Consider the following 23,932-nt stretch of genomic DNA (forward strand, 5'->3'; position numbering starts at 1 on the left):
GCAGGCATCCTTTTTGCGTTTTAAATACTCACGTCTTTCTTTTGGAAAAAGAAAAAGGTTACCGCGATAAAAAGAATGTAATAGACAAGCAGGACAAGTGATGAAAACGTGAGGGTTACACCCGGAAGGATTTCATCTGCAGCCGCATATTCCATTAAATTCAGGTGGGGGAACAGCAGCAGTTTTGCCCACTCTTGTTTGAGCCCGATTAGAAGCTGTACGCCCACATTTAAAGCATTGTTCATAAAGAGAACGAAGATTCCGATGCCTACCGCCATAGATTGGCTTTTGAATAGAGTGGATAGCATAAAGGCTATAGTCATCACCATAAGCAAGTTTGGAATGTACAGGAGACTTTTTTGAACAAACATACTGCCCGCCCCTGCAACAACCGTTTCCCCGCCGTTCATGGTGAGGGGAACTTCCGCTATTTTGGCTGCGAAATCTCCTGCTCCATAAAGGAAAGTGCCGGCTACTACGCTTGCCGCAGCCGTAAAAAGAAGAAGCAGCAGCGAGTAAACCAGGACCGAAATGTATTTCGATAAAAGAATTTTCCACCGGCGATGGGGCCGGATTAACAATTGTTTAATGGTGCCGTCTGAAAACTCTGAAGCCACGCTTGTACTTGAAACAATGACGGCGAATAGTGCAACCATGGAGAACAGGGATATTCCTTCAGAGTTTGCAAATTGCCAGTTGCTTCTAAGCGTCGGATTCACATTCTTGTCCAAGTAAAATTGCTGTTCTGCGATTTGTCCGGAAAGAGCCTCTTTTTCTCCTTCCTCGATTTTCGGATCGCTTTGCTGCGCTCTTAAATTAGCGATTTCTTCTTCAACCGCAGGTCTCCAGTTTGAATCGGTCTTCGTTTTGTCTATGTATGCAGTAGCGACCGTGATGATAATAAGGAATACAGCGAGCAATATAAAATAAATCCAGGACGATTTTTTTGCGAAGATTTTCATCCATTCATTTTTGACTAAATTTATCATGAGAGGGCTTCCTCCTTCTCTCTGGTCAGCTCAAGGAAACGGTCTTCCAATGATTTTTTGAGCGGGGTCATTTCATAAACGAGAATTCCGTGATCGGTTAGTTCTTTTATAATCATAGGGAGTGAATCATATTTCGCTGTAAATGTCAGTGTCTGCTGATTCGTCACAGTCAGATTTTCAGAAAGTGAGCCGAGCTCCGGCAGCGCAGCTGCTTCATCGGCTGAACTGACGACAAGGAGTACTTCCCGCATTTCTTCTGCCGCAGCAAGCTCTGTATCCTCCATTGTTGAAACATGGGTCAGCTCTCCTTTTTCAATAATGGCAAATCGGTCGCACATGAGCTGCATTTCCCCAAGCATGTGGGAAGAGACAAGAACCGAGGTCCCGTTCCGGGCGAGTAATTTGAGGTAGTCTCTCAGCTCTTTCATCCCCTGGGGATGCAATCCGTTTGTCGGTTCGTCGAGAATAAGCAGGGAAGGATGATGTAAAAGCGCCTGGGCGACTCCGAGGCGCTGCCTCATGCCAAGGGAATACGTCTTCACCTTTTGATGGATGGCTCCTTCAAGCTTCACGAGCTGAATGACTTCCTTCATTCTTTCTTCTGAAATCGGCTTTAAAGACATGCGTGCGTAATGCTTAAGATTGGCATAGCCGGACATGTACTTATAAAACTCCGGGTTTTCAACAATGGCACCCAGTTCATTCATGGATTCTTTAAAGTTCGCATCCACATCGTTTCCTTTAATGAGCACACTTCCGCCAGTACGGTTAATCAGTCCGGTAATCATGCGGATAATGGTGGTCTTGCCGGCTCCATTCGGTCCGAGCAAGCCGAATATTTCCCCTTCCTCCACTCTGAAATTCACATCATTCACTATGTATCGCTTGCCTATTTTCTTTTTTAGTCCTTGGACTTCCAGTACATATGACAACTCATTTCCTCCTTTTTCGTCCGGTCTCCTTTTTATTACGATTGGAAAATGGGAAAAGTTTCAAAAAAGAGGCTGGAACAAAAGGTTTCGGGTTAATAAAAAGCTCTTTTAAACTTGGCTGTTGATTTCCGCTACAGGCGCTCAGCGACCAGCGGGGCGGGCGGTGAGCCTCCTCGCCGCTTCGCGACTGCGGGGTCTCACCTGTCCCGCTGCTCCCGCAGGAGTCTCACGCCTTCCGCTTCAATCAACAGGGGTAAAAAAATCAACAAAATGCTTTAACATAGCGAATAAAAAAACCGAACGATTATTTGAAACTCTGGTATAGAGCTTCGTAATCGTTCGGTTTTATTGCTTTTCATGCTTTTTCAAAAAAATATTCGGCTTAAGGACAACAATTTTAGTTATGTCCCAGCCTCTCGGAATGGATTTATCTTTTCAGTTTGCGGGATTGTTTCATAAAGTAGCTGATTTTTTCAATGATGGGCTCAACAGACCCGCCGTTTGCCAAAATATCATAATCGCTGATATTCAAACGCATGACCGGGCACGTATTAAAGCTGTTGATCCAATTTTCATAACGGCCGTGCATTTCCTCCCAATAAGAAATCGGGGTCTGCTGCTCCATCGGGCGGCCGCGCAGCTCAATTCTGCTCAGAATATCTTCCAGGCTGCCTTCCAAGTAGATGAGCAGATCCGGATGAGGGAAATAAGGGGTCATTACCATAGCGTCAAACAAATTGGTGTACGTTTCATAATCAACCTCGGTCATGGTTCCCTTTTCGTAATGCATTTTCGCAAAAATGCCGGTGTCTTCATAGATGGAACGGTCCTGAATAAATCCGCCGCCGTATTCAAAAATTCTCTTTTGCTCTTTAAAACGCTCTGCAAGAAAATAGATTTGAAGATGGAAGCTCCATCGCTCAAAATCGGCATAAAATTTATCGAGATAGGGGTTGGTGTCTACTTTTTCAAAGGATGTGCGGAAGTTCAGGGCTTCGGCTAACGCATTCGTCATTGTGGACTTTCCCACTCCGACCGTTCCGGCGATCGTGATCACCGCATCCTTTGGAATTCCATATTGATCGCGTAAGTTCATGAATGGCTGACTCCTTTTAACAAATAATCATCAAGTCGTTTTAAGATATACGTTAAATCCTCAGGCCGGTGGACAAAATCAAGCTCGTCCCCATTAAAGCGGAGGATTGGAATTTCCGGGTTAATCTGCTCCCACTGAGCCATTGCTGTTTCATAATCTGCAGAAAGCTGCTCCAGGTAGCCGGGATCGATATTTTTTTCGATATCCCGCCCCCGCTGGGAAATTCTTTCGAGAAGGGTCTCAAGGCTTGCGCTCAAATAAATAATGATATTCGGTTTAGGCATGTCGCTTGTTAAAATATCATAGATTTGAATGTATTTCTTGTACTGCTCGTCCTTAAGTGTGCGTTTGGCGAAAATCAGATTTTTGTAGATATGATAATCCGCTACAACCGCATGATCAAGCTTAAGATAATCCGAATTGATTTCTTCAAGCTGTTTATACCGGTTGCATAAGAAAAACATTTCTGTTTGGAAACTCCATTCATCAATGTTCTCGTAAAATTTTCCTAAGAATGGATTTTCATCCACGATTTCCTTGAGTAGCTGATATCGATAATGGTCCGAAATCGCTTTGGCGAGAGAGGTTTTGCCCACGCCAATTGGACCTTCCACGGTAATGAAGGGTATTCCTTCCATGCCGGTTCCTCCTTTGCTGCAATTCAATCAGAAACGCATATCCTGGTATGATGAGCCTGGTGACAGGCTGAATAGGTGTGATAAGTACATTTTTCGACAACTTTTTTAAAAAAGACAAACTTTATTTTATCACAGCGGTTTCCATTTTGGGGGAATTGTTTTTTGGAGACGCGGGAGGACAGGTTGGCCGGGGAGAGAAAAAGAAAGACAGTTCAGCGGGAAGGAACTGTCTTTTTTTCTACTTGGAACTGATCCTGAATCAAGAGCCAGTTTTGAGGAAAGGAAAGTCCGAGCTTCCAATAGCTCACCCCTCTCAGATTCAGCTGCTTTACGAGATTGAATTTTGCCTGGATGGAGCGGGCATCTTCAAACCACACTTCATGCTCTCTGTCTGATTCATCCCGGTAATTAAAATGGGGCGCCTGATCTTTCTGGCTGTATTGGATCGCCTCATTGTATTTGGCAGCCAGTTCAATTCCCTGCTGCGGACTGATGGCTTTCGCAAACTCCCCGCCGGGCTTAAAAGGAAGCGTCCAGTCATAGCCGTATAAATTCTGGCCCATCATAATTTTGGACCCGGGCATTTCGGTTAAAGCGTAGTCCAGAACTTCTTTTACAGATCCAATGGGGGACACAGCGAGGGGAGGACCGCCGCTGTAGCCCCATTCATAAGTCATCAGGACGACAAAGTCAGCGATTTGGCCATGTGCCTTGTAATCGTGTGCCTCGTACCATTTCCCTTTTTGATCTGCTTTCGTTTTGGGAGCAAGAGCGGTAGACATCAGCCACCCTTCTTTCTGGAACTGCTGTTTCGCTTTTCTGAGAAAGGCGTTATAGGCTTCTTTGTCTGCCGGCCTTAAATACTCCATGTCAAAATGAATATCCCGAAAGCCATACTTTTTTGCCTTAGATGTTATATCGCTGAGCAGCCGGTTTTGGACTTGCTGATCATTCAATACAATTCGTCCAATTTCATCACTGAAGCCCTCGTCGGTTAGATTCGTCACAATCATCATCAGGGTAACACGGTTTGCGGATGCAATATCCGGCAGACTGTTTAAGGGAGGTTCCTTTAATGTGCCATCCTTTTGAATCCGAAAACTGAACGGACCTAAATACGTTAAATAAGGTGCTGCTTCCCGTGCGCTTTGCTTTTGCCCCTCGGTTACCTCATTTTGAGCGGGTTCTAAATAGGCGTTAAATTCCGCCTTCCGTTTAGGAGGCTCAGGAATGTAGAGCCGGAAGCCAATTTGCAGCGGACTATTCATGTTCAGCCGGTTAATGCGGGCAAGCTCATTTGGCTGGATGGAAAATAATTGAGACACACTCCATAAGGTATCCCCCTGTTTAATCGTATAAAAACGGCCCATAATAGGAATAACGAGCGATTGTCCGACAACAAGCCGGTCCGGATTCGGAAGCTGGTTCGCTTCTTCTATATCCCGGGCGGAAGTGCCGTACCGAAAAGCAATCATGGATAGCGTATCTCCACGTTTTACTGTATAGATTTGCATAAAGCGTCCTCCTCATCCCTCTTCCTTCTATAGAAGAATATGAGCAGGATTAGATCCCTATGCTAGAGCTTGAGCGCATCGCTCGGTTCAACCTTGGCTTTTAAGACGTTTTTCATCATGCGGAGGGCATATTCTTCATCTTCATCACTGACGGATGCCACGGTATCCGGCGGGACAATCAGATTGTATCCGCGCATGTAGGCATCATTAGCGGTAAAGAGGACACAGATGTTTCCGGCAAGGCCGGTTAAAATGAGCGTGTCTATTTTTAAATGATATAAAAGGGTGTTAAGAGCTGTGCCATAAAAGGCGGAATGCTTCGGCTTGATTAAAAAGTAATCTTTATCACCCGGAGCAAGTGCATCTATAACCTGCGTGCTGAGCGTGTTCCGGCATTTATTTATTATTTTTTGCAGGTCGGCCTGCCAAAGATTATAATGGTCGTTTATATAAATGACCGGAATGCCGGTTTCAGCTGCTTTTTGTTTTAATTTGGAGAGGGAATCCGCGATTCCGGCAGCTTTTTTTGCAAGCTCCGGTCCGTATCCAAATTGAAAGTCATTGATCATGTCGATGATCAGCAGGGCGGTTTTCTGGTTTTGACTCATCTTGTCCTCTCCTTTAAAGTTAGGATATGCAGATTTATTATGTTCTATAAGTAAGGAGCAGCTCATGAAATCAGATGAATGGTATATGAAGGCAGCGATAGAAGAGGCGAAGAAAGCAGAGGCGGTTCAAGAGGTGCCGATTGGTGCTGTTATTGTGCACAACGGAGAAGTGATTGCCGCAGCGCATAATTTACGGGAAACTGAGCAGCGTGCGATTGCCCATGCAGAAATTCTGGCAATCGATAAAGCCTGTCAAAAACTTGGTACATGGAGGCTTGAGGAAGCGACCCTCTATGTCACACTTGAGCCATGCCCCATGTGCGCGGGAGCGATTGTCCTTTCCAGAGTAAAAAGAGTGGTATTCGGTGCCCCCGATCCAAAGGGCGGCTGTGCGGGCACATTAATGAACCTTCTTCAGGAGGAGCGGTTTAACCATCAGGTTGAGGTAGAAGACGGAGTGCTCCGTGAAGAATGCGGGAAACTGCTGTCAGACTTCTTCAGAAAGCTTCGGGAGAGAAAAAAATCCGAACGGATTTCTTCAAAAAATTTACAGCTTCCGTGAATTGATTTTTTCTCTGAATCAGAGTATACTAAATTATGCGTCCGATAAGGCGCACTTCTAATAGGTATCAATTTTGCCGTGCTAAGCGGGGAGGTAGCGGTGCCCTGTACTCGCAATCCGCTCTAGCGAGGCCGAATCCCTTTCCGAGGTTAGTTGACTGCAGGGTCTGCCCTCAAGTAAGTGGTGTTGAAGTCTGGGTCCTGCGCAATGGAAATCCATGAACCATGTCAGGTCCGGAAGGAAGCAGCATTAAGTGGAAGCTTTCATGTGCCGCGGGACAGCCTGGGCCGAGCTAACTGCTTGAGTAACGCTTGTGGCCGCTAATCGACGAAAGGTGCACGGCAGTTATATTATAATAAGAACACTCACCCTTTCAGGGTGAGTTTTTCTGTATAATGGTAGGAAACAGCTGGCATCTTTTCTGAGTGCTTGCTGTGGGTTATAATACATATTGGATTTTTATTTAAAAAAGGAGGGGGCTTTTGTGGGTTATCAAGCGTTATACCGTGTGTTCAGACCGCAGTTGTTCGAGGATGTAGCAGGTCAGAATCATATTACCCGCACGCTGCAAAACGCCCTGCTTCACAGCAAGTTCTCCCATGCCTATCTATTTTCAGGCCCAAGGGGGACAGGGAAAACGAGCGCCGCTAAAATATTCGCCAAAGCAGTCAACTGCGAAAAAGCACCTGTAGCCGAGCCGTGCGGAGAGTGCCCATCCTGCAGAGGAATAGCAGATGGCTCCATCTCAGACGTTCTGGAAATCGATGCAGCCTCCAATAATGGAGTAGATGAAATCCGTGATATCCGGGATAAAGTGAAATACGCTCCTTCTGCCGTTAAATATAAAGTGTACATCGTGGATGAGGTCCACATGCTTTCAATGGGGGCCTTTAACGCCCTGCTTAAAACACTGGAAGAACCGCCGAAGCATGTCATCTTCATTCTCGCTACGACTGAGCCTCACAAAATCCCCTTAACCATTATCTCGCGCTGCCAGCGATTTGATTTTAAACGGATTACCTCCCAGGACATTGTGGACCGCATGAAAACCGTCATGGATGAACAGGAGGCAGATGCAGAGGAAGAAGCGCTTCATGTCATTGCCAGAGCAGCGGACGGGGGCATGCGCGATGCACTCAGTCTCCTCGATCAGGCGATTTCATTCAGTGATGAGAAGGTTACCCTCGAGGATGCCCTGCTCATAACGGGATCTGTTTCTCAAAATCTGCTCACAGACTTAGTCATGTCCATTCAGAAAAAAGAGGTGTCCGCAGCGCTGCAGATCCTGAATAAGCTCATGGACCAGGGCAAGGATGCGGCAAGATTTATTGAGGATCTCATCTATTATTACCGGGACATGCTCCTCTACAATACAGCGCCTAATTTGGAAGAAGCCCTTGAGAGGGTTGTGGTGGACGAAGCATTTAAGGATTTGGCCAAATCGGTTGAAACAGAGAAGATCTATGCGATCATCGATGTGCTGAACAAAAGCCAGCAGGAGATGAAATGGACAAACCATCCGAGAATTTTCCTGGAGGTAGCTGTCGTTAAGCTCTGTGAAACACAGGCGAAGGCAGCCGTCAGCCAGGGGGAGCCCGATCCGCAGCTTCTTGAGCGTATTTCCCATCTTGAAGCTGAGCTGAGGGAGCTGAAAAAGAATGGGGCTGCTGCCGGGCAGCCTGCCCAGGCTCAAAGCGACCAGAAGACTTCAAAAGCGGTAAGAAGCAACTTCAAAGTTCCGGCAGGAAGAATTCAGGAAATTCTCAAGGAAGCAACAAGGCAGGATCTCGATGTCCTCAAAAAGAGCTGGAGAGGGATGCTGGATCAGCTGCGGACCCAGAACAAAGCCTCCCATGCCGCCCTTGTCGGAGAAAGTGAACCGGTCGCGGCATCATCGAAATCATTTGTGCTAAAATTTAAATATGAGATTCATTGCAAGATGGTCGCAGAGAATAATAATGATGTACGGACAAATATTGAAGCCATTCTTGCAAATTTACTTGGCAAACCAATTGAAATGGTTGGCGTCCCAGAGAGGGATTGGGGTAAAATAAGAGAAGAATTCATCCGGGATCAGAAGGATGAAGATTCAGATGCAAATGAAGAGGAAGAAGATCCATTCATAGCAGAAGCAAAGAAATTAGTAGGCGATGATTTAATTGAAATAAAAGACTAAACTTAAGGAGATGTTACTATGCGCGGCGGAATGGGAAATATGCAAAAAATGATGAAACAAATGCAAAAAATGCAAAAAGACATGGAGAAGGCTCAAGAAGAGCTTGCTGAGAAACAAGTTGAAGGAACTGCCGGCGGCGGAATGGTTGTTGTCGTTGCAAACGGAAGCCGTGAAATCATCGATGTGAGAATTAAGGAAGAGGTAGTAGACCCGGAAGATATCGAAATGCTTCAGGATTTAATTCTTGCTGCTACAAACGATGCATTGAAAAAAGTAGAAGAAATGACCTCTCAAACAATGGGTCAATTTACAAAAGGAATGAATATGCCAGGTTTATTCTAGGAGGAAGGCTTTATGCATTATCCTGAACCTATATCCAAATTAATTGACAGCTTTATGAAGTTGCCAGGCATAGGACCGAAAACGGCCGTACGTCTGGCCTTTTTTGTCCTTAGCATGAAGGAAGATACTGTCCTCGATTTCGCAAAGGCTCTCGTAAATGCCAAAAGAAACTTAACCTATTGTTCTGTATGCGGACATATTACAGATCAGGACCCTTGCTATATTTGCGAGGATAAGAGAAGGGACCGCTCTGTCGTGTGTGTCGTTCAGGACCCTAAAGATGTCATTGCTATGGAAAAAATGAAAGAATACAGCGGTCTTTATCATGTTCTGCACGGAGCCATCTCCCCGATTGAAGGAATTGGACCAGAAGACATCAAGGTACCTGAATTGCTGAAAAGACTTCAGGATGATTCGATACAGGAAGTCATCCTGGCGACAAATCCGAATATTGAAGGCGAAGCAACAGCTATGTATATATCGAGACTGCTGAAGCCTTCAGGTATTAAACTGACAAGAATTGCCCATGGTCTTCCGGTAGGAGGAGATCTGGAATACGCGGATGAGGTCACCTTGTCTAAAGCGCTTGAAGGAAGAAGAGAACTATAAATGGAGGGTTTCCTTTGCTTTTCAAACGAAAAGGACGGTTAAGACAGGATTTTAACCAACAGCTTATCGATCTTCTTATGAAAAATAAATCCGAATGGAATCGGCAAAAGCAGCTTGTAGAAAAAAGCGTGGAACCTTCTGAAGAAGTTCTTTTTGAATTGAAAATAGCGGAATCAAAATATTTCTTTCTATTGAGGGAAGCGAAACAAAGGAAGATCCGAATCAGTCTTTAATGGAGAAGGTTCTATCCTGCCTCCGCTTGCATATGCTTGTACAAACAGGCATGTTGAAAGTGAGTGGTAAATTTGAACCCCGTTATCATATTTGCTGTAGCTGGCGGAGCCATCGTGCTGCTTCTTATGAATGGCTCGCTGATTAAGCCGGTTAAATGGATTGGAAGACTGGCAGCGAAAGTTGTAGCCGGAGCACTTATGCTTTTTATTCTCAATGCATTGGGTGCAAGCGCAGGGATTCATATTCCGATTAACGCTGGAACTTCTGCTGTTTCAGGACTCCTGGGTTTACCGGGGATCGCGGCTTTATATGTAATTAAAAGTTATATTCTTGTGTAAAAACAAATGGTCCGCCATTTGTTTTTATTTTTTGTTGACACGCTAGTTTATAAGATGGTATATTATTATACGTCGCTGACAGACAAGTTGTTTCGGTAAAAAACAAATACGAAATTAACTGTTGACATGCGAAACTGAAGATGTTATTATAATAAAGTTGCTTCTTGAAAAAGACGCAGCGAACAAGTTCTTTGAAAACTAAACAAATCGAAGTGCCAACGTTAATTCTAGAGCAACAAACAAGAGCTAGTCAAACTACTTTTTGGAGAGTTTGATCCTGGCTCAGGACGAACGCTGGCGGCGTGCCTAATACATGCAAGTCGAGCGGATCTCTTCGGAGATCAGCGGCGGACGGGTGAGTAACACGTGGGCAACCTGCCTGTAAGACTGGGATAACTCCGGGAAACCGGAGCTAATACCGGATAACCTTTCGAACCGCATGGTTCGGAATTGAAAGACGGTTATGCTGTCACTTACAGATGGGCCCGCGGCGCATTAGCTAGTTGGTGAGGTAATGGCTCACCAAGGCGACGATGCGTAGCCGACCTGAGAGGGTGATCGGCCACACTGGGACTGAGACACGGCCCAGACTCCTACGGGAGGCAGCAGTAGGGAATCTTCCGCAATGGACGAAAGTCTGACGGAGCAACGCCGCGTGAGTGATGAAGGTTTTCGGATCGTAAAGCTCTGTTGTTAGGGAAGAACAAGTGCGGGAGTCACTGCCCGCGCCTTGACGGTACCTAACCAGAAAGCCACGGCTAACTACGTGCCAGCAGCCGCGGTAATACGTAGGTGGCAAGCGTTGTCCGGAATTATTGGGCGTAAAGCGCGCGCAGGCGGTCTTTTAAGTCTGATGTGAAAGCCCCCGGCTCAACCGGGGAGGGTCATTGGAAACTGGAGGACTTGAGTGCAGAAGAGGAGAGTGGAATTCCACGTGTAGCGGTGAAATGCGTAGAGATGTGGAGGAACACCAGTGGCGAAGGCGACTCTCTGGTCTGTAACTGACGCTGAGGCGCGAAAGCGTGGGGAGCGAACAGGATTAGATACCCTGGTAGTCCACGCCGTAAACGATGAGTGCTAAGTGTTAGAGGGTTTCCGCCCTTTAGTGCTGCAGCTAACGCATTAAGCACTCCGCCTGGGGAGTACGGTCGCAAGACTGAAACTCAAAGGAATTGACGGGGGCCCGCACAAGCGGTGGAGCATGTGGTTTAATTCGAAGCAACGCGAAGAACCTTACCAGGTCTTGACATCCTCTGCCACTTCTAGAGATAGAAGGTTCCCCTTCGGGGGACAGAGTGACAGGTGGTGCATGGTTGTCGTCAGCTCGTGTCGTGAGATGTTGGGTTAAGTCCCGCAACGAGCGCAACCCTTGATCTTAGTTGCCAGCATTCAGTTGGGCACTCTAAGGTGACTGCCGGTGACAAACCGGAGGAAGGTGGGGATGACGTCAAATCATCATGCCCCTTATGACCTGGGCTACACACGTGCTACAATGGATGGTACAAAGGGCAGCGAAACCGCGAGGTTCAGCGAATCCCATAAAACCATTCTCAGTTCGGATTGCAGGCTGCAACTCGCCTGCATGAAGCCGGAATCGCTAGTAATCGCGGATCAGCATGCCGCGGTGAATACGTTCCCGGGCCTTGTACACACCGCCCGTCACACCACGAGAGTTTGCAACACCCGAAGTCGGTGGGGTAACCCGTAAGGGAGCCAGCCGCCTAAGGTGGGGCAGATGATTGGGGTGAAGTCGTAACAAGGTAGCCGTATCGGAAGGTGCGGCTGGATCACCTCCTTTCTAAGGAAGAATTATCAGCACCCATGCGGTGCAGCGATTAACGGACGCACTTCGAATTTGTTTAGTTTTGAGAGATCATTCTCTCTTAACTTGTTCTTTGAAAACTAGATAACGATATGAATGTCAAACATTCACACGAGTAAGAAAGAACCTTACGATTTTCTTCTGCGTCTATCGCAGAATGAAATGAAAAGTCTGAAGACATCTGTTTTCAGCTTCTAACGAAGATAACTCCGTTATCAGGTTAAGTTAGAAAGGGCGCACGGTGGATGCCTTGGCACTAGGAGCCGATGAAGGACGGTACGAACACCGATATGCTTCGGGGAGCTGTAAGTAAGCGTTGATCCGGAGATTTCCGAATGGGGAAACCCGCTGCTCGTAATGGAGCAGCATCCTGACTTGAATACATAGAGTCTGGAAGGCATACCCGGGGAACTGAAACATCTAAGTACCCGGAGGAAGAGAAAGCAAATGCGATTCCCTGAGTAGCGGCGAGCGAAACGGGATCAGCCCAAACCAGAAGGCTTGCCTTCTGGGGTTGTAGGACACTCAACACGGAGTTACAAAGGAACGGGGTAGGCGAAGCGGTCTGGAAAGGCCCGCCAGAGAAGGTAACAGCCCTGTAATCGAAACTTCGTTCCCTCCTGAGTGGATCCTGAGTACGGCGGGACACGAGAAATCCCGTCGGAATCCGGGAGGACCATCTCCCAAGGCTAAATACTCCCTAGTGACCGATAGTGAACCAGTACCGTGAGGGAAAGGTGAAAAGCACCCCGGAAGGGGAGTGAAACAGATCCTGAAACCGTGTGCCTACAAGTAGTCAGAGCCCGTTAACGGGTGATGGCGTGCCTTTTGTAGAATGAACCGGCGAGTTACGATTACGTGCAAGGTTAAGTTGAAGAGACGGAGCCGCAGCGAAAGCGAGTCTGAATAGGGCGAATGAGTACGTGGTCGTAGACCCGAAACCAGGTGATCTACCCATGTCCAGGGTGAAGTTCAGGTAACACTGAATGGAGGCCCGAACCCACGCACGTTGAAAAGTGCGGGGATGAGGTGTGGGTAGCGGAGAAATTCCAATCGAACCTGGAGATAGCTGGTTCTCTCCGAAATAGCTTTAGGGCTAGCCTCATAGCAAGAGTCTTGGAGGTAGAGCACTGATTGGACTAGGGGCCCTCATCGGGTTACCGAATTCAGTCAAACTCCGAATGCCAAAGACTTATCTATGGGAGTCAGACTGCGAGTGATAAGATCCGTAGTCAAAAGGGAAACAGCCCAGACCACCAGCTAAGGTCCCCAAGTATCCGTTAAGTGGAAAAGGATGTGGGGTTGCTTAGACAACCAGGATGTTGGCTTAGAAGCAGCCACCATTTAAAGAGTGCGTAATAGCTCACTGGTCGAGTGACCCTGCGCCGAAAATGTACCGGGGCTAAACGGATCACCGAAGCTGTGGACTGTTCTTTCAGAACAGTGGTAGGAGAGCGTTCTAAGGGCTGTGAAGCCAGACCGGAAGGACTGGTGGAGCGCTTAGAAGTGAGAATGCCGGTATGAGTAGCGAAAGAGGGGTGAGAATCCCCTCCACCGAATGCCTAAGGTTTCCTGAGGAAGGCTCGTCCGCTCAGGGTTAGTCGGGACCTAAGCCGAGGCCGAAAGGCGTAGGCGATGGACAACAGGTTGAGATTCCTGTACCACCTCTTTTCCGTTTGAGCAATGGAGGGACGCAGGAGGATAGGGTAAGCGCGCTGTTGGATATGCGCGTCCAAGCAGGTAGGCTCAAGGGATAGGCAAATCCGTCCCTTGGTTAAGGCTGAGCTGTGATGGCGAGGGAAATTAAGTACCGAAGTTCCTGATTCCACACTGCCTAGAAAAGCTTCTAGCGAGGAAAATGGTGCCCGTACCGCAAACCGACACAGGTAGGCGAGGAGAGAATCCTAAGGTGATCGAGAGAACTCTCGTTAAGGAACTCGGCAAAATGACCCCGTAACTTCGGGAGAAGGGGTGCTCTTTAGGGTGAATAGCCTTGAAGAGCCGCAGTGAATAGGCCCAGGCGACTGTTTAGCAAAAACACAGGTCTCTGCGAAGCCGCAAGGCGAAGTATAGGGGCTGACGCCTGCCCGGTGCTGGAAGGTTAAGAGGAGAGGTTAGCGCAAGCGAAGCTTTGAATTGAAGCCCCAGTAAACGGCGGCCGTAACTATAACGGTCCTAAGGTAGCGAAATTCCTTGTCGGGTAAGTTCCGACCCGCACGAAAGGCGTAACGATCTGGGCACTGTCTCAACGAGAGACTCGGTGAAATTATAGTACCTGTGAAGATGCAGGTTACCCGCGACAGGACGGAAAGACCCCGTGGAGCTTTACTGCAGCCTGATATTGAATTTTGGCACAGCTTGTACAGGATAGGTAGGAGCCTTGGAAACCGGAGCGCCAGCTTCGGTGGAGGCATCGGTGGGATACTACCCTGGCTGTGTTGAACTTCTAACCCGCGGCCCTGATCGGGCCGGGAGACAGTGTCAGGCGGGCAGTTTGACTGGGGCGGTCGCCTCCTAAAATGTAACGGAGGCGCCCAAAGGTTCCCTCAGAATGGTTGGAAATCATTCGCAGAGTGTAAAGGCACAAGGGAGCTTGACTGCGAGACCTACAAGTCGAGCAGGGACGAAAGTCGGGCTTAGTGATCCGGTGGTTCCGCATGGAAGGGCCATCGCTCAACGGATAAAAGCTACCCCGGGGATAACAGGCTTATCTCCCCCAAGAGTCCACATCGACGGGGAGGTTTGGCACCTCGATGTCGGCTCATCGCATCCTGGGGCTGTAGTCGGTCCCAAGGGTTGGGCTGTTCGCCCATTAAAGCGGTACGCGAGCTGGGTTCAGAACGTCGTGAGACAGTTCGGTCCCTATCCGTCGCGGGCGCAGGAAATTTGAGAGGAGCTGTCCTTAGTACGAGAGGACCGGGATGGACGCACCGCTGGTGTACCAGTTGTCTTGCCAAAGGCATCGCTGGGTAGCTATGTGCGGACGGGATAAGTGCTGAAAGCATCTAAGCATGAAGCCCCCCTCAAGATGAGATTTCCCATCATTTGAGTAAGACCCCTGAAAGATGATCAGGTTGATAGGTTCGAGGTGGAAGCGTGGCGACACGTGCAGCTGACGAATACTAATCGGTCGAGGACTTAACCTTTATTCAAGTAAGGCTTCTAATACTCGTGAAGCACATCGTTATCTAGTTTTGAAAGAGCAATCTTTCAACTTTATATCTGGTAATTATGGCAAAGAGGTCACACCCGTTCCCATACCGAACACGGAAGTTAAGCTCTTTAGCGCCGATGGTAGTTGGGGGTTTCCCCCTGTGAGAGTAGGACATTGCCAGGTACAAGAAAAAAAAGGCTTGCCCCTTGGGGCGGGCCTTTTTTGTGTTTTGGTGCGGAAGATACGCCAAGGATAGGAGAAGGATGCGGTAAGGCGAATACTCGATACAGAGAGACCATGATCCTGTTTTAGGGTTTCGATCATATAGGAAGATGTTCGATCATAAATCCCCTGCGAAGGGAAAGAGATTATTTAACGAGGATCCTGCGAAGGTCGAATCCAGCCGAAAAGTCGATATCCTTCCCATTTCGGCCTATAAAACAGAATAATAGCTGATATATTTTCATTTCGGCCGATAAATCGAAATGGTAGCCGATATAGTCATGTCAGCCGATCAATAGCGAATGATCTACAACTGACTCCTATAAAACGGGGGGTCTGCCGATGCGAGTCCGGGGACGGCCCCGAAATCCTGTCTGATACGCATAGTAAAGATTGAAAGCATACATAGACAGCGAGGTCCAATCAAACGGACAGAAGTATCCATCATCATCAGCTCAAAAATCCGCCCCAGAGCCAATTTTACTTTTAGAGACATACACAGATGGGCGAAAGCCTACATACATTAAGGGCAGAAGGTCATTACGGAACCTGTAAAAATTCTGAAATTTGTATACAAATTGCCGCCGCTGGGCAAAATAGCAGTATGGAGGTGGAGAAGATGAGCGGAGAATTATTCGGAATTCCAAAAGGGGAACCTTGCATTGTTTGCGATGAATGCAAGCCAGATGGAATTCATCTCTATACAAGCTTTATATGTACAGAGTGTGAGAAAGAAATGGTGGCTACTGATCCCATTGATCCCAGATATGATTATTATGTAAAAAAATTAAAAAGTGTAAAAGCACCGCCGCTGTATTCTTAATGACCTGAAAAAGGTCTTTTTCTTTTTTTCTCCCTGATTTGCATAACGGCGGAATCGGTGCTGAAGTAAGGAACAAAAATTGGTATAATGGATATAACGTATTTGAAGGATGGGACCTATTGCTTATGTATACTCCATTGTTTTCAGCGCTTATGAAGCATCAAGAAAAAAATCCGGTGTCATTTCATGTGCCGGGCCATAAAAACGGCGGGCTATTCCCTAAGGAGGCAGCTTCTTTTTATCAGGATTTACTGAAGCTCGATCTGACCGAATTATCCGGGCTGGACGATCTTCATGATCCCCATGGAGTGATTGAGGAGGCGCAGAGCCTTGCTGCTTCTTTATATGGAGCGGAAAAGACCTTCTTTCTTGTTAATGGGTCAACTTCCGGTAATCTCGCCATGATTCTCGCCTGCTGCGGAGAAGGGGACACCGTCCTTGTACAGCGCAATAGCCATAAATCGATAATGAACGCATTGGAGCTTGCTAAAGCTGCACCAGTCTTTTTAAGTCCTAAAATAGATGAGGCCCTGCAGGTTCCTTCTTATGTAGAAGAGGAGCACGTGGCGGCCGCGATAAAGGCCAATCCTCACGCAAAGGCTTTGATCCTAACAAATCCGAGTTATTACGGGGTGGCAGCAGACCTCTCCAGCACAATTCGCCTTGCCCACTCTTTTAATATTCCGGTATTAGTGGATGAAGCACATGGGGCACATTTCGGAGCAGGTGCTCCATTCCCGGAATCGTCGCTTGCAGCCGGGGCAGATGCCGTTGTCCAATCAGCTCACAAAACGCTGCCTGCCATGACGATGGGGTCCTATCTGCATATAAACAGCCGGCTGCTTTCCTTGGAAAAGACGGCAAAAATGCTATCCATGATACAGACTAGCAGTCCTTCCTATCCAATTATGGCTTCACTGGACCTCGCACGGGGGTATATGGAAAAGGTGAAAGTGTCAGGAAAAGCTAAGGAAATCGCAGAAGGCGCAAAGAAAATAAATGAGTATTTCGATTCTATAGAGGGAATTAGAACGGTAAGGACGAAGGATCCAAAAGCAGTGCAGGATCCTTTGAAACTATCCATTATCTCTGAAAAAGGGCTTACTGGTTTTGAGCTGCAGGAACAGTTTGAACGGCATGGAATCTATGGAGAGCTCGCAGATGAAAGGAATTTTCTTCTCGTTTTAAATTTTGGAGAGATGAATTTCCGCAGCAGGAGTCTGGAACAAGAACTGCCGCAAATCGAAGGCTCCCGCCGGGAAACTCCGCCTATTCCTTTCCCTACCTTGCCAGCATCAGGACTTGCCCTGTCATACTCTGAAATGTCAGGCAGGGGAACAGAAGAGATTCCGCTGAACCAAACAGAAGGAAGAGTGATGGCTGAGCCCATCATCCCTTATCCGCCTGGAATCCCCATCATACTGGCCGGGGAAAGAATGAGTGAAGAGCATCTGCATTGGATTTTTCAGCTGAAAAAAAGCGGAGCACGGTTTCAGGGGAAGCAAAATGGATATTTCCAAACCGCAGCTGTATATAAGAAAGGTTGAGTAGATTGTCAGGCTGTTTTATTACATTTGAAGGTCCGGAAGGTGCCGGAAAAACAACCATATTAAAAGAAATTCACAAAAAACTGCAGAATGAGGGGATTGAAACGGTCGCAACCCGTGAACCCGGCGGCATTAAAATCGCCGAACAAATTCGCAGTGTCATTTTAGATATAGAGAATACCGAAATGGATCCAAGAACAGAAGCTCTTTTATATGCGGCTGCCAGAAGACAGCACTTAGTTGAAAAAGTGATGCCCGCACTGAAAGAAGAGAAAGTCGTTCTTTGTGACCGGTTTTTAGACAGTTCCCTTGCTTACCAGGGGTATGCGAGAGAATTAGGAATGGAAGAGGTTCTTTCTATTAATCTTTTCGCCATTGAAGGTGTACTGCCGGACTTGACTATTTATTTTGATATTGATGCCGAAAAAGGGCTGAAACGGGTCTACGCAGGAGAAAATAGAGAAATAAACCGGCTCGATCAAGAAGATCTCCAGTTTCATCATAACGTTCAAAAAGGCTATCAGCGTTTAATAGAGGAGTATCCGGAGCGAATCAAGACGGTCAATGCGGACCAGGCGCCGGAGCAAGTAGCAGAGGAAGTATGGGCGCTTATTCAAACTACACTATCCCGATAATCCGAGGAGGAAATCAAGATGAAAATGATTTATGCGATTGTTCAGGACCAGGATACAAGCAAACTGATTAAATCCCTTACGGATCACAATTTCCGGGTGACTAAACTTGCTACTTCCGGAGGGTTTTTAAAATCAGGCAACACGACGATTATGATTGGGACCGAAGAAATCAGGGTTCAAAAAGCGCTTCAAATTATAAAGGAAAACTGCCAGTCTCGCGAACAGCTTGTAGCACCAGTTTCACCGATGGGCGGAAATGCGGATTCATACGTACCCTATCCTGTTGAGGTGGAAGTTGGAGGAGCAACGGTGTTTGTTCTTCCAGTGGATGAGTTCCACCAATTCTGAGGAGTCGACTATGAAAATAAATCAGGATATTCGAATTGCGGCGGATAAACGGGATTTGCGCAAGCAGGATGCCCCTTCAGCCGGGGGAAGCTTTCAGAGCGAGGTTTTAAAGGTTAGCGGACAAATGAAAGTCACCCAGCTGAATCAAATGATTCTGGAACTTGAGACAGCCGGGGAGCGTTTATCACGCTCCAGAAATTTTCAGGACCTGGCAAAAGTAAAAGGGCTCGTAAAGAAAATTGTTCAGGAAGCTGTTGATTACGGCTTGCAGCTAAAAGAGAGTAAAAGCTGGGATTTTCAAGGAAACAGCCGTTCTCTTACACTAGTCGAAAAAATAGACGAGAAGCTTGCAGGTTTGACGGAAGATATCATGAATAAAGAAAAAAAAGCCATCGACATCCTTGGAACCGTCGGAGAAATAAAAGGGATGCTGGTTAATTTATATATTTAGTGAGTGATTGAAAATGGACAGGACGTGGAAAGAGCTCGAATCGTATCAGCCGAGAGTGTTAAAGCTGCTCGAGAATAGTCTGAATAAGAACAGACTGGCCCATGCTTACCTGTTCGAAGGGAAAAAGGGAACAGGTAAGAAAGAAACGGCTATTCTCCTCGCAAAAAGCTTTTTCTGTACAAGCAGGAAGGATGCAGCACCATGCGGAGGCTGCAGCAGCTGCCGGAGAATCGCTTCCGGGAATCACCCGGACCTCCATATTATTGAGCCGGATGGACTTTCCATAAAAAAGCATCAAATTCAAAGCCTCCAGGAAGAGTTTTCTAAAAAAGGACTGGAATCGGCTAAGAAGTTTTATATGATTTTGCAGGCTGATAAAATGACGGCCAATGCGGCAAACAGTCTTCTGAAATTTCTGGAAGAACCGGGAAAGGACACAATTGCTGTCCTGACGACAGAGCAGGTGCAGATGATTTTGAATACCATTCAGTCGAGATGCCAAGTGCTTCCTTTTAGTCCGCTGCCAGCGCAAATCATACGCCGGGAGCTTGAAAAAGAGGGAGTTATTGGGTATATGGCCGCTGCAGCCGCCCAAATGACGAACAGTCTTGAGGATGCTATCGAATTAAGTCGAAATGATTGGTTTGCAGAAGCAAGAGCGATAGTGATAAAATTGTATGAAGCCTTAACCGTTAGAAAAGAACAGGCCATTGTTTTTGTGCATACGATGTGGATGCCTTTTTTTTCTGATAAGGACAAGCAGGAACAAGGTCTGGACTTGCTATTATTTTTATATAAAGACCTTCTCTCCATCCAGGTGGGGATGGAAGAATCAATTATTTATATAGATATGAAGGAATCCTTGGAGAAAGAGGCCCTTCAAACAGGTCAGCAACGTATAACAGAGAAGGTATTGAGCATATTGGAAACCAAGCGTAAGCTTCATTCAAATGCGAACCCGCAGCTTTTGATGGAGCAGCTGGTTTTAACGTTGCAGGAGGGATAATTTTGTATGATGTAGTAGGTGTCCGGTTCAAAAAAGCCGGTAAGATATATTATTTCGACCCAAATGGGTTTGATATAAATGAGAACGATTGTGTGATCGTAGAAACCGTTCGGGGTGTAGAGTTCGGAAAAATTGTCGTTTCCAGTAAAAAAGTGGACGAGCATGATGTTGTGCTTCCGCTTAAAAAGGTCCTTCGAGTGGCGGATCAAAGAGATCGGATGCTTGTAGAAGAAAATCACGATGCTGCCTTGAAGGCATATGAAACGTGCCAGCAAAAAGTAACCGAACATGGACTTGATATGAAGCTTGTCGATGTCGAATATACATTTGACCGCAATAAGGTTATTTTTTACTTTACGGCGGATGGGCGAGTTGATTTCCGGGAGCTCGTAAAAGATTTGGCTTCGATTTTCAAAACGAGGATTGAGCTCAGGCAAATCGGAGTACGGGACGAAGCAAAAATGCTCGGCGGAATCGGTCCGTGCGGAAGAATGCTTTGCTGTTCTACATTTTTAGGAGATTTTGAGCCGGTAAGCATAAAAATGGCGAAGGATCAAAACCTTTCCCTGAATCCAACCAAAATCTCTGGTTTATGCGGCCGCCTGATGTGCTGCCTGAAATATGAAAATGATGAATATGAATCCGCTAAAGAGCTTTTGCCGGATTTAGGGGAAACGATTAAAACCCCGTCTGGAACAGGCAAAGTGGTTGGATTGAATATTTTAGAGCGGATCCTGCAGGTTCAGCTGAAAGAAAGAGACGGAGTCGTCGAATTCAGCTGGGAGGAGCTTCAGCAGGAAGGCGCTGTAACGATGCAATCCACAGAATGAGGTGGAAAGTTTGGAGAAAAAAGAAATCTTCGAATCCGTGACCAGTTTAGAAGAGCAAATTGGATCCCTATACAATCAGCTGGGTGAGCTAAAACAGCATATAGCACAATTGATCGAAGAAAATCAGGCCTTATCTTTGGAAAATCAGAATTTGAGAAGGCGGCTGGAACAAACTTCTTCAGAAGAAAGCAGCCCTCACTCTGATGATAAAAAGGGACAGGATCACGATGACGAAGACAGTTTGGACATAGGTGAAGGGTATGATAACCTGGCAAGGCTTTATCAAGAAGGGTTTCATATCTGCAACGTCCATTACGGCAGTCTTAGAAAAGACGGAGATTGCCTTTTCTGTCTGTCATTTCTTAATAAAAAGTAGCCTCCCTTTTATTTGGGGGCTTTTTTTATGGAAGCTCCTGTTTAGATTTAGGCAGAAAGGAACTATAGATGAACATGGAATTAACAGGTGATGAGAGACTGGATTATTTACTGGCAGAAAATCTCCGGATTATACAGAGTCCAAGCGTATTTGCCTTCTCGCTGGATGCCGTGCTGCTTTCAAAATTTGCATATATGCCTATCCAGAAGGGGAATGTGATTGACCTATGTACAGGAAACGCAGTAGTTCCGCTTTTACTGAGCACACGATCAAAAGCCCGCATTACAGGAGTTGAAATTCAGGAACGCCTGTATCAGATGGGGAAAAGAAGTGTGGAGTACAATTCCTTATCCGGTCAGATTGAAATGATTCACGGGGATCTTAAAGATATGCCTGCCAGACTCGGCTATCAAAAATTTGATGTCGTCACATGCAACCCTCCTTATTTTAAAACGCCTCAAAAAAGGGAGCAAAATGAGAACGAGCATCTGGCAATCGCCCGGCATGAAATTCATTGTACGCTCGAAGATGTGGTACGGGTCAGCAGCCAGCTTGTCAGACCCGGCGGAAAAGTGGCATTTGTTCACCGGCCGGGCCGTCTCCTTGAAATTACGGAGTGGATGAAGCACTATAAGATTGAACCAAAACGGATTCAGTTCGTTTATCCAAAAAAAGGCCGTGAAGCGAACACTCTTTTAATAGAAGGAACAAAGGGCGGACAGCCCGATTTAAAGATTTTGCCGCCTTTGTTTGTATATGATGAACATAATGAATACACAAAGGAAGTCAGGACCATCCTTTATGGAGAAGAATGAACATTGCTTTTATGTATTGAGGTGCAGGGACGGCAGTTTTTATGCCGGCTACACAAATGACCTATACAAACGGCTGAAAACCCATAACGAAGGAAAGGGCGCGAAGTACACGAGAGCCCGTCTTCCTGTCGAGCTCTTATACGCTGCTCGTTTTGAAACGAAAAATGAGGCAATGAGTGAAGAATATCACTTTAAAAAAAGGTCAAGAAAAAGCAAGGAAAAATACCTGGAAGAGAATCTTCCTAACTGGAAAAGGATGAATGAGCATGCAGACACAGCAGAGCTTCAGGGAGAACACGGAAAAAGGGATGCTGTATCTTGTCCCGACGCCGATCGGCAATCTTGAAGACATGACATTCAGGGCCATTCGTATTTTAAAAGAAGCAGATTTGATTGCTGCAGAGGATACGAGACAGACAAAAAAACTATGCAATCATTTTGAAATTGATACACCTCTAACAAGCTATCATGAGCACAATAAAGAAAGCAGCGGATACAAGATCATTGATTATTTAAATGAAGGGAAAACCATTGCTTTGGTGAGCGACGCAGGGATGCCCACCATCTCGGATCCGGGTAGCGAACTGGTTGCCGCTGCGCTGGAAGAAAATCTGACAGTCGTTCCGCTGCCCGGTGCCAATGCGGCTTTAACGGCTCTGATTGCTTCAGGACTGACACCCCAGCCCTTTTTCTTTTATGGATTTTTAAACCGCCAGAAGAAAGAAAAGAAAAAAGAGCTGGAGAAGCTGAAATCCCGGCAGGAAACGATCATTTTTTATGAGTCTCCGCACAGACTGAAGGATACACTTTCTATAATGGAAGAGATTTTAGGGAATCGGCAGGTTGTTCTTTCCCGGGAGTTGACGAAAAAATTCGAAGAGTTCATTCGGGGGTCTCTTTCAGAAGCAAATGAGTGGGCGAGGTCAAACGAGGTTAGAGGAGAGTTTTGCCTCATTGTAGAAGGATCATCAGACGAGCAGGAAAGCCTTGAAGAAGATCTTTGGTGGAATGATATGGGTATAATCACCCATATTGAACACTATATCGAAAAAGGAATTTCATCGAAGGAAGCCATTAGAACTGTGGCATTAGACCGGGGAATTCCGAAGCGGGAAGTATATAATGCGTACCATAAGGAGCAATAATCGAATTTTGGGTAAGAAAAAAGTCCCTGTTTTAGGGACTTTTTCATTTATTTAGATTGAAATTGGTTTTGGATTTCCTGGATCAGCTGCTCAGCGCCTTCTTTGCTTAGCACCAATTTGCCGTTTGCCAATGTCATGTTGTCATCTGAAACTTCACCAGTCACGTGGCAAGTCATGTTTGGCTTGTATTTTTTAAGAATGATTCTTTCATCATCCACGTAGATTTCAAGAGCATCTTTTTCTGCAATTCCTAGTGTACGGCGCAATTCAATCGGAATCACCACGCGGCCTAGTTCATCAACTTTACGTACAATACCTGTAGATTTCATTGAATATTCTCCTCCCGTTTTTGCTATATATGCGTTTTTTCTATTAACTTCGTCATTATTCGACAAAATTCATTTGCTTCATAAGCATAACAGTGTTTCCAAATTACGTCAATAATTTTGTTTCGGATAATTATCAAACAAAATCAATTTATCTAGATTTGCTTGATGTGACAAGGTTTTAGTAAAAAACAATACCCTAAAAAATAGGGGAATAAACCGAAAACAGCCAGTAAAACATTATACCGCTAATAGTTTTCTAGTTACCTAATTATAAACATCCTTCGACAAAATTCAACATATTTTTAACAAATCCAGCATTTGGATGGTCTGCAATATTATATAATTCATGAATCCCCTGAATTTTTTGTCCATACATCGGTATATTTTCTTG

Annotated in this window: 23 protein-coding genes, 3 rRNA genes, 1 other RNA gene and 1 pseudogene; 21 read left to right on the forward strand and 7 right to left on the reverse strand. The window is 46.1% G+C overall.

Features of this window, described 5'->3' with window-relative positions; translation table 11 throughout:
- Nucleotides 1–20 precede the first annotated feature (20 nt).
- From CEF21_RS01685 to CEF21_RS01710, 6 genes are all read right to left on the reverse strand, one after another.
- Nucleotides 21–989, reverse strand: coding sequence for an ABC transporter permease (locus tag CEF21_RS01685; RefSeq protein WP_123913130.1), 969 nt, complete (start codon nt 987–989; stop codon nt 21–23).
- On the reverse strand, nt 986–1,921 hold the full coding sequence (locus CEF21_RS01690) for an ABC transporter ATP-binding protein (protein WP_123913131.1): 936 nt from the start codon (nt 1,919–1,921) through the stop codon (nt 986–988). The genes CEF21_RS01685 and CEF21_RS01690 overlap by 4 nt, the downstream gene beginning before the upstream one ends.
- Nucleotides 1,922–2,348: 427 nt before the next feature.
- Nucleotides 2,349–3,017: a deoxynucleoside kinase gene (locus tag CEF21_RS01695; RefSeq protein ID WP_123913132.1), complete on the reverse strand. Its 669-nt coding sequence runs from the start codon at nt 3,015–3,017 to the stop codon at nt 2,349–2,351.
- The gene (locus CEF21_RS01700) at nt 3,014–3,655 is read right to left on the reverse strand and encodes a deoxynucleoside kinase (protein WP_123913133.1); all 642 of its coding nucleotides are present in this window, start codon (nt 3,653–3,655) and stop codon (nt 3,014–3,016) included. The genes CEF21_RS01695 and CEF21_RS01700 overlap by 4 nt, the downstream gene beginning before the upstream one ends.
- A 212-nt stretch (nt 3,656–3,867) precedes the next feature.
- Nucleotides 3,868–5,169: a glycoside hydrolase family 18 protein gene (locus CEF21_RS01705; protein WP_123913134.1), complete on the reverse strand. Its 1,302-nt coding sequence runs from the start codon at nt 5,167–5,169 to the stop codon at nt 3,868–3,870.
- A 62-nt stretch (nt 5,170–5,231) separates the two neighbouring features.
- Nucleotides 5,232–5,777, reverse strand: coding sequence for a cysteine hydrolase family protein (locus CEF21_RS01710; RefSeq protein ID WP_123913135.1), 546 nt, complete (start codon nt 5,775–5,777; stop codon nt 5,232–5,234).
- A gap of 64 nt (nt 5,778–5,841) precedes the next feature.
- Between CEF21_RS01710 and tadA the strand changes: the two genes are divergently transcribed.
- From tadA to rsmI, 21 genes and pseudogenes are all read left to right on the forward strand, one after another.
- Nucleotides 5,842–6,339: a tRNA adenosine(34) deaminase TadA gene (gene tadA / locus CEF21_RS01715; RefSeq protein WP_123913136.1), complete on the forward strand. Its 498-nt coding sequence runs from the start codon at nt 5,842–5,844 to the stop codon at nt 6,337–6,339.
- A gap of 76 nt (nt 6,340–6,415) precedes the next feature.
- An RNA gene (gene ffs / locus CEF21_RS01720) (signal recognition particle sRNA large type) lies at nt 6,416–6,681 on the forward strand.
- 142 nt (nt 6,682–6,823) lie between these two features.
- Entirely contained in the window at nt 6,824–8,515 is a 1,692-nt protein-coding gene (gene dnaX / locus CEF21_RS01725) for a DNA polymerase III subunit gamma/tau (protein ID WP_123913137.1), read from the forward strand.
- An 18-nt stretch (nt 8,516–8,533) separates the two neighbouring features.
- A complete protein-coding gene (locus CEF21_RS01730; protein WP_123913138.1) occupies nt 8,534–8,857 on the forward strand; it encodes a YbaB/EbfC family nucleoid-associated protein in 324 nt (107 codons plus the stop codon).
- Between the two features lie 12 nt (nt 8,858–8,869).
- Nucleotides 8,870–9,466 (forward strand): recombination mediator RecR, encoded by a 597-nt coding sequence (recR, locus tag CEF21_RS01735; RefSeq protein WP_123913139.1) that lies wholly within the window; start codon nt 8,870–8,872, stop codon nt 9,464–9,466.
- Nucleotides 9,467–9,480: 14 nt separating this feature from the next.
- A complete protein-coding gene (locus CEF21_RS01740) occupies nt 9,481–9,699 on the forward strand; it encodes a YaaL family protein (protein WP_123913140.1) in 219 nt (72 codons plus the stop codon).
- Nucleotides 9,700–9,771: 72 nt separating this feature from the next.
- Nucleotides 9,772–10,038 (forward strand): pro-sigmaK processing inhibitor BofA family protein, encoded by a 267-nt coding sequence (locus CEF21_RS01745; protein WP_123913141.1) that lies wholly within the window; start codon nt 9,772–9,774, stop codon nt 10,036–10,038.
- Nucleotides 10,039–10,297: 259 nt separating this feature from the next.
- Nucleotides 10,298–11,836, forward strand: a 16S ribosomal RNA gene (locus CEF21_RS01750).
- 242 nt (nt 11,837–12,078) lie between these two features.
- Nucleotides 12,079–15,006, forward strand: a 23S ribosomal RNA gene (locus CEF21_RS01755).
- Nucleotides 15,007–15,081: 75 nt separating this feature from the next.
- Nucleotides 15,082–15,197, forward strand: a 5S ribosomal RNA gene (gene rrf, locus CEF21_RS01760).
- Together the 16S, 23S and 5S rRNA genes form the textbook arrangement of a ribosomal RNA operon.
- A gap of 658 nt (nt 15,198–15,855) precedes the next feature.
- Nucleotides 15,856–16,059 carry a sigma factor G inhibitor Gin gene (locus CEF21_RS01765; RefSeq protein ID WP_164462063.1) on the forward strand — a complete coding sequence of 68 codons (204 nt, stop codon included), beginning with the start codon at nt 15,856–15,858 and terminating at the stop codon, nt 16,057–16,059.
- Between the two features lie 125 nt (nt 16,060–16,184).
- Nucleotides 16,185–17,606: an aminotransferase class I/II-fold pyridoxal phosphate-dependent enzyme gene (locus tag CEF21_RS01770; RefSeq protein ID WP_123919903.1), complete on the forward strand. Its 1,422-nt coding sequence runs from the start codon at nt 16,185–16,187 to the stop codon at nt 17,604–17,606.
- Nucleotides 17,607–17,611: 5 nt separating this feature from the next.
- Nucleotides 17,612–18,241: a dTMP kinase gene (tmk, locus tag CEF21_RS01775; RefSeq protein ID WP_123913142.1), complete on the forward strand. Its 630-nt coding sequence runs from the start codon at nt 17,612–17,614 to the stop codon at nt 18,239–18,241.
- Between the two features lie 18 nt (nt 18,242–18,259).
- The gene (locus tag CEF21_RS01780; RefSeq protein WP_123913143.1) at nt 18,260–18,589 is read left to right on the forward strand and encodes a cyclic-di-AMP receptor; all 330 of its coding nucleotides are present in this window, start codon (nt 18,260–18,262) and stop codon (nt 18,587–18,589) included.
- A 10-nt stretch (nt 18,590–18,599) separates the two neighbouring features.
- Nucleotides 18,600–19,040, forward strand: coding sequence for a YaaR family protein (locus tag CEF21_RS01785; protein WP_123913144.1), 441 nt, complete (start codon nt 18,600–18,602; stop codon nt 19,038–19,040).
- A 13-nt stretch (nt 19,041–19,053) separates the two neighbouring features.
- Nucleotides 19,054–20,046: a DNA polymerase III subunit delta' gene (gene holB / locus CEF21_RS01790; RefSeq protein WP_123913145.1), complete on the forward strand. Its 993-nt coding sequence runs from the start codon at nt 19,054–19,056 to the stop codon at nt 20,044–20,046.
- Nucleotides 20,047–20,048: 2 nt separating this feature from the next.
- Complete coding sequence (ricT, locus tag CEF21_RS01795; RefSeq protein WP_123913146.1) at nt 20,049–20,876, forward strand: competence/sporulation regulator complex protein RicT; 828 nt, start codon at nt 20,049–20,051, stop codon at nt 20,874–20,876.
- A 10-nt stretch (nt 20,877–20,886) separates the two neighbouring features.
- Complete coding sequence (gene yabA, locus CEF21_RS01800) at nt 20,887–21,252, forward strand: DNA replication initiation control protein YabA (RefSeq protein WP_123913147.1); 366 nt, start codon at nt 20,887–20,889, stop codon at nt 21,250–21,252.
- A 74-nt stretch (nt 21,253–21,326) separates the two neighbouring features.
- Nucleotides 21,327–22,067, forward strand: a complete 741-nt coding sequence (locus CEF21_RS01805) for a tRNA1(Val) (adenine(37)-N6)-methyltransferase (RefSeq protein ID WP_123919905.1) — start codon at nt 21,327–21,329, stop codon at nt 22,065–22,067.
- Nucleotides 22,054–22,302: pseudogene (locus CEF21_RS01810) on the forward strand (GIY-YIG nuclease family protein); the annotation flags it as partial. The gene CEF21_RS01805 and the pseudogene CEF21_RS01810, both read left to right, overlap by 14 nt.
- A gap of 25 nt (nt 22,303–22,327) precedes the next feature.
- Nucleotides 22,328–23,212 carry a 16S rRNA (cytidine(1402)-2'-O)-methyltransferase gene (gene rsmI / locus CEF21_RS01815; RefSeq protein ID WP_241156746.1) on the forward strand — a complete coding sequence of 295 codons (885 nt, stop codon included), beginning with the start codon at nt 22,328–22,330 and terminating at the stop codon, nt 23,210–23,212.
- A 47-nt stretch (nt 23,213–23,259) separates the two neighbouring features.
- Here rsmI and CEF21_RS01820 read toward each other — a convergent pair whose 3' ends face one another.
- Entirely contained in the window at nt 23,260–23,541 is a 282-nt protein-coding gene (locus CEF21_RS01820; protein ID WP_035412587.1) for a transition state genes transcriptional regulator AbrB, read from the reverse strand.
- Between the last annotated feature and the right edge of the window lie 391 nt (nt 23,542–23,932).

This window comes from Bacillus sp. FJAT-42376 (genome assembly GCF_003816055.1).
In the GTDB taxonomy this organism is placed as follows: Bacteria; Bacillota; Bacilli; order Bacillales; family Bacillaceae; genus Metabacillus_B.